We start from the raw sequence: 5,324 nt of genomic DNA, 5'->3' as shown, positions 1-5,324 counted from the left end.
GGCGGCACGCCGCTCGTCGTCGCGAACAAGAGCTACCAGCTCGCGGCCGTCACGTCGCCGTCCGATCCGAGCGAGCTGACCGTCGTGTCGCAGGGCATCGCCGGCGCGAACCCGCAGGGGCCGAACCAGGCGCTGTCCGACGCGTCGCTGTCGGGCGGCACGCTCGGCGGCCTGCTCGCGTTCCGCAGCCAGACGCTCGACCCGGCCGAAGCGCAGCTCGGCGCGATCGCGACCAGCTTCGCCGCGCAGGTCAACGCGCAGAACGCGCTCGGCATCGACCTGTCGGGCAACGTCGGCGGCAACCTGTTCACGACCGGCACGCCGATCACGTACGCGAACCAGGGCAATACCGGCAACGCGGCGCTGTCCGTGTCGTTCGCGAACGCGTCGCAGCCGACCACGAGCGACTACACGCTGTCGTACGACGGCACGAACTACACGCTGACCGACCGCGCGAGCGGCGCGGTGGTCGGCCAGTCGGCCAGCATGCCGGCCTCGATCGGCGGGCTGAACTTCTCGTTCTCGTCCGGCGCGATGAACGCCGGCGACAAGTTCACCGTGCAGCCGACGCGCGGCGCGCTGAACGGCTTCGGCCTCGCGACGTCGAACGGCTCCGCGATCGCGGCGGCGTCGCCGTACGTGCCGTCGGCCACCAAGACGAACACGGGCACCGGCACGATCGGCGAGCTGTCGGTCACCAGCGCGACGGCCGCGGCCAACCCGCACAACTACACGATCACGATGGGCGGCACGACCGCCAGCCCGACCTACACGGTCACCGACAACACGGCCGTGCCGCCGACGACCAGCGCGGCGCAGCCGTACCAGTCCGGCACGCCGATCACGCTGACGGCCGGCGTCACGGTCACGGTGTCGGGCGCGCCCACGGCCGGCGACACGTTCACGGTCGCGCCGAACACGGGCGGCACGAACGACGGCAGCAACGCGCTTGCGCTGTCGAAGCTCGTCAGCGCGAAATCGTTCGGCAACGGCTCGACCACGCTGACGGGCGCGTACGCGAGCTACGTGAACAGCATCGGCAACACGACGAGCCAGCTGAAGTCGTCGAGCGCCGCGCAGACTTCGCTGATCGGCCAGATCACGCAGGCGCAGCAGTCGGTGTCGGGCGTGAACCAGAACGAAGAGGCGGCCAACCTGATGCAGTACCAGCAGCTCTACCAGGCGAACGCGAAGGTGATCCAGACCGCGTCGACGCTGTTCCAGACCGTGCTCGGCCTGTTCAACTGATTTCGGAGATCGATCAGATGCGGATTTCCACCACGCAGTTCTACCAGATGAACGTCGCGCAGATGAACGATCAGCAGGCGCAGCTCTCGCAGCTGTACCAGCAGATCTCGAGCGGCGTGAGCCTCTCGACGCCTGCCGACAACCCGCTCGGCGCCGCGCAGGCGGTGCAGTTGTCGATGACGTCGGCGACGCTGTCGCAGTATGCGTCGAACCAGAACGCCGCGCTGTCGTCGCTGCAGAAGGAAGACCAGACGCTCATCAGCGTCAACAACCTGCTGAACAACATCCATACGGTCGTGATCCAGGCCGGCGACGGCTCGCTGTCCGACAGCGACCGCGCGGCGCAAGCGACCCAGCTGCAGGGCTATCGCGACCAGTTGCTGACGCTCGCGAACTCGACCGACGGCTCGGGCAACTACCTGTTTTCGGGCTTCCAGTCGACCACGGCGCCGTTCTCGAACGCGCCGGGCGGCGGCGTGACCTACAGCGGCGACACGGGCACGCGGCAGGTGCAGATCGCCGATACGCGCGCGATCTCGCAGGGCGACAACGGCGCGAACGTGTTCCTGTCGGTGCCGATGCTCGGCAGCCAGCCGGTGCCGCTCGCCGGCGCGGGCAACACGGGCACGGGCACGATCGGCGCGGTGTCGATCACGAGCCCGTCGGCCGCGACCAACACGCACCAGTTCACGATCACGTTCGGCGGCACGGCCGCCGCGCCGACCTATACGGTTACCGACAACACCGTGGTGCCGCCGACCACGAACCCCGCGCAGCCGTATTCGGCCGGCGCCGGGATCGCGCTCGGCAACGGCCTCTCGGTGCCGGTGTCGGGAACGCCGGCGCCCGGCGACACGTTCACCGTCACGCCCGCGCCGAAGGCCGGCACCGACGTGTTCGCGGCGCTCGACTCGATGATCGCCGCGCTGAAGGTGCCGATCAGCAGCAACACGTCCGCTGCGGCCTCGCTCGCGAACGCGATGACCACCGGCACGACGAAGCTGAACAACATGATGACGAACGTTCTCACCGTGCAGGCGTCGGTCGGCGGCCGCGAGCAGGAAATCAAGGCGATGCAGACCGTGAACCAGACCAACACGCTGCAGGTCACCAGCAACCTGTCCGACCTGACGAGCACCAACATGGTGTCGACGATCAGCCAGTTCCTGCAGATGCAGAACGCGCTGACGGGCTCGCAGAAGGCTTACGCGCAGCTGCAGAACCTGTCGCTGTTCCAGTACATCAACCCCTGATGCACGCCGCGCCAGCCGCGATGTGAGCGCACGCTTGCGTCGCGGCCGGTGTCGACCGCCGCCCGCCTGCCCGCTTGCCCCCGATGCGCGGCCGGCCGGCGGCCGGGCCGCGCGATCGCGCCCCGTTTCGCCTGCACCCGGCCGCGCCCCGCGCCTGCCGGCGCCGCCCGCCGTCCCGCGTGTCGGTCTGCTTGCCAGCCCCATTTCCGCTCCGTAAACTCGCGCCAGATTCCAGACCGGCGCATCCTCCGCAGCCGGCGACCGACAGGAGCCCTTTTCCCCATGTCCGATTCCTACTTCCCGCGCTGGCGGGTGCAATCGACCGGCGCGGCATCGCGCGTGGTCGGCCCCGACGAGCGCCTGCCGTGGCCGCAGATGGTCGCGATGGGCGTGCAGCACGTCGTCGCGATGTTCGGCTCGACCGTGCTCGCGCCGCTGCTGATGGGCTTCGACCCGAACCTGTGCATCTTCATGTCGGGCATCGGCACGCTGCTGTTCTTCGTGCTGGTCGGCGGCCGCGTGCCGAGCTACCTCGGCTCGAGCTTCGCGTTCATCGGCCTCGTGATCGCGGTGACCGGTTATGGCGGCAGCGGCCCGAACCCGAACATCCCGGTCGCGCTCGGCGGGATCATCGCGTGCGGTGTCGTGTACGTCGCGATCGGCGCGCTGGTGCAGGCGATCGGCACGCGCTGGATCGAGACGCTGATGCCGCCGGTCGTGACCGGCGCGGTGGTCGCGGTGATCGGGCTCAACCTTGCGCCGATCGCGGTCAAGGGCGTGTCCGGGTCGACCTTCGAATCGGTGATGGCGCTCGTCACGGTGCTGTGCGTCGGCGGCGTCGCGGTGTTCTCGCGCGGCATGGTGCAGCGCCTGCTGATCCTCGTCGGGCTGGTGATCGCTTACGTGATCTACGCGGTCGTGACCAACGGGATGGGGCTCGGCAAGCCGATCGATTTCTCGATCGTCGGGCACGCGGCCTGGTTCGGGGTGCCGAGCTTCCGCGCGCCGGTGTTCGATCCGCACGCGATGCTGATGCTCGCGCCGATCGCGGTGATCCTGGTCGCGGAGAACCTCGGCCACATCAAGGCCGTCAGCGCGATGACGGGCACCAGCCTCGATCGCTACGTGGGCCGCGCGTTCATCGGCGACGGGCTCGCGACGATCGTGTCGGGCAGCGTCGGCGGCACGGGCGTGACGACCTACGCGGAGAACATCGGCGTGATGGCTGTCACGCGGATCTACTCGACGCTCGTGTTCGCGGTCGCCGCGCTGATCGCGATCGTGCTCGGTTTCTCGCCGAAGTTCGGCGCGGTGATCCAGACGATTCCGGGCCCCGTGCTCGGCGGCGTGTCGATCGTCGTGTTCGGGCTGATCGCGGTGACGGGCGCGCGGATCTGGGTCGTCAACAAGGTCGACTTCTCCGACAACCGCAACCTGATCGTCGCGGCCGTCACGCTCGTGCTCGGCGCCGGCGACTTCTCGCTGAAGATCGGCGGCTTCGGGCTCGGCGGGATCGGCACCGCGACGTTCGGCGCGATCATCCTGTACGCGATCCTGCGCAAGGAAAAGGAACCGGGCCCGGTGGTGTGATTCGGGAGCGGGCGGCGCCATGCCGCCCGCAGGCGCGGCCTCACGCGCCGGTATTCGACTGCGCCTGCAGCCACGCGCAGAACTGCGCGACGAGCGGGTCGTCGGCCGGCGCGCGCGGCGCGATCCACCAGTAGCTGCGCGTCGCGATGCGCGGCCCCGCCAGCGGCATCACGAGCCGGCCGCTCGCGAGCTCGTCGTCGATCAGCGGCAACGGGCCGAGCGCGACGCCGAGCCCGTCGACGGCCGCCTGCAGCGCCAGGTAGAAGTGGTCGAACGACTGCCGCTTGCGCCCCTTCATCGTCACGCCGGCCGCCGCGAACCAGTCGCGCCAGCCTTCCGGCCGCGTATCCGAATGCAGCAGCACGTGGCGCGCGAGATCGTCCGCGCGCGCGATCGGCGCGCGTTTGAGCAACGCGGGGCTGCAGACCGGAATCACGCTTTCGTCGAGGAAGTGGCCGCTCGTGCAGTTCGACCAGTGGCCGGGGCCGCGGCGGATCGCGACGTCGAAACCGTCGAGCGCGTCGAGCGGCGCGTTCGACGTCGACAGCTTCAGCTCGACGTTCGGCACGTCGCGCTGGAACCGCGACAGGCGCGGCAATAGCCATTTCATCGCGAAGGTCGGCAGCGCGTTGATGCGCAGCACGCGCGCCGCGCCGGTGTTGCGCAGCTGCTCGGTCGCGTGCGCGATGCTGTCGAACGCCGCGCGCACGGTGTCCAGGTAGCGGCGGCCTTCGTCGGTGAGCTTCACGCGCTTGCCGTAGCGGTGGAACACCGGCTTGCCGAGCCATGCCTCGAACCCGGCGATCTGGCGGCTGATGGCACCGTGAGTCACATGCAGCTCGTCGCCGGCGGCGCTGAAGCTTTCATGTCGTGCCGCGGCTTCAAAGGCCCGAAGCGCGGAAAAGGGCGGGAGATCGCGTGCCATGCTTGTGATTCTAGATCACAAGGGCGCGCCGATAAAATCGTTTTGCAGGCCTGCCGAACGGCGGTAACCTCGGTTCACCGTTTGATGAGGAGCCCCATGCAATCCGCCTTTCCGCCCGCCGCTCCGCCGCCGGCCGCGTCACCCCGCCGCATCGGCCTCGCCGAGTTGTTCACCGGCTTCCTGTCGCTTGGCCTCATGTCGTTCGGCGGCGCGCTGCCGTTCGCGCGGCGCACCATCGTCGACGAGCGCAAGTGGCTTTCCGCCGACGAATTCACCGACCTGCTCGGGCTGTGCCAGTTCCTGCCGGG

General features: G+C 69.2%; 5 protein-coding genes. 4 read left to right on the top strand and 1 reads right to left on the bottom strand.

Going from position 1 to position 5,324, the window contains the following annotated elements:
- From L810_RS38145 to L810_RS38135, 3 genes are all read left to right on the top strand, one after another.
- Positions 1-1,248, top strand: a 1,248-nt coding sequence (locus L810_RS38145) for a FlgK family flagellar hook-associated protein (protein ID WP_042977953.1), incomplete at its 5' end; no start/stop codon positions are given.
- Between the two features lie 17 nt (positions 1,249-1,265).
- Complete coding sequence (gene flgL, locus L810_RS38140) at positions 1,266-2,501, top strand: flagellar hook-associated protein FlgL (RefSeq protein ID WP_021163480.1); 1,236 nt, start codon at positions 1,266-1,268, stop codon at positions 2,499-2,501.
- A gap of 282 nt (positions 2,502-2,783) precedes the next feature.
- Positions 2,784-4,091 carry a solute carrier family 23 protein gene (locus L810_RS38135; RefSeq protein ID WP_021163479.1) on the top strand — a complete coding sequence of 436 codons (1,308 nt, stop codon included), beginning with the start codon at positions 2,784-2,786 and terminating at the stop codon, positions 4,089-4,091.
- A gap of 40 nt (positions 4,092-4,131) precedes the next feature.
- Here L810_RS38135 and L810_RS38130 read toward each other — a convergent pair whose 3' ends face one another.
- Positions 4,132-5,016 (bottom strand): transcriptional regulator GcvA, encoded by an 885-nt coding sequence (locus L810_RS38130; protein WP_021163478.1) that lies wholly within the window; start codon positions 5,014-5,016, stop codon positions 4,132-4,134.
- On the opposite strand from L810_RS38130, the gene L810_RS49430 reads away from it, so the two are divergent.
- Positions 4,924-5,324: chromate transporter (locus tag L810_RS49430; RefSeq protein ID WP_257009031.1), on the top strand; the 401-nt coding region annotated here is incomplete at its 3' end. The genes L810_RS38130 and L810_RS49430 overlap by 93 nt on opposite strands.

This window comes from Burkholderia sp. AU4i (assembly GCF_000466765.1).
Taxonomy (GTDB): Bacteria; Pseudomonadota; Gammaproteobacteria; order Burkholderiales; family Burkholderiaceae; genus Burkholderia; species Burkholderia cepacia.
Note: the sequence above shows the minus strand (reverse complement) of the source record. Positions and strands in the feature narration are given on the sequence as shown.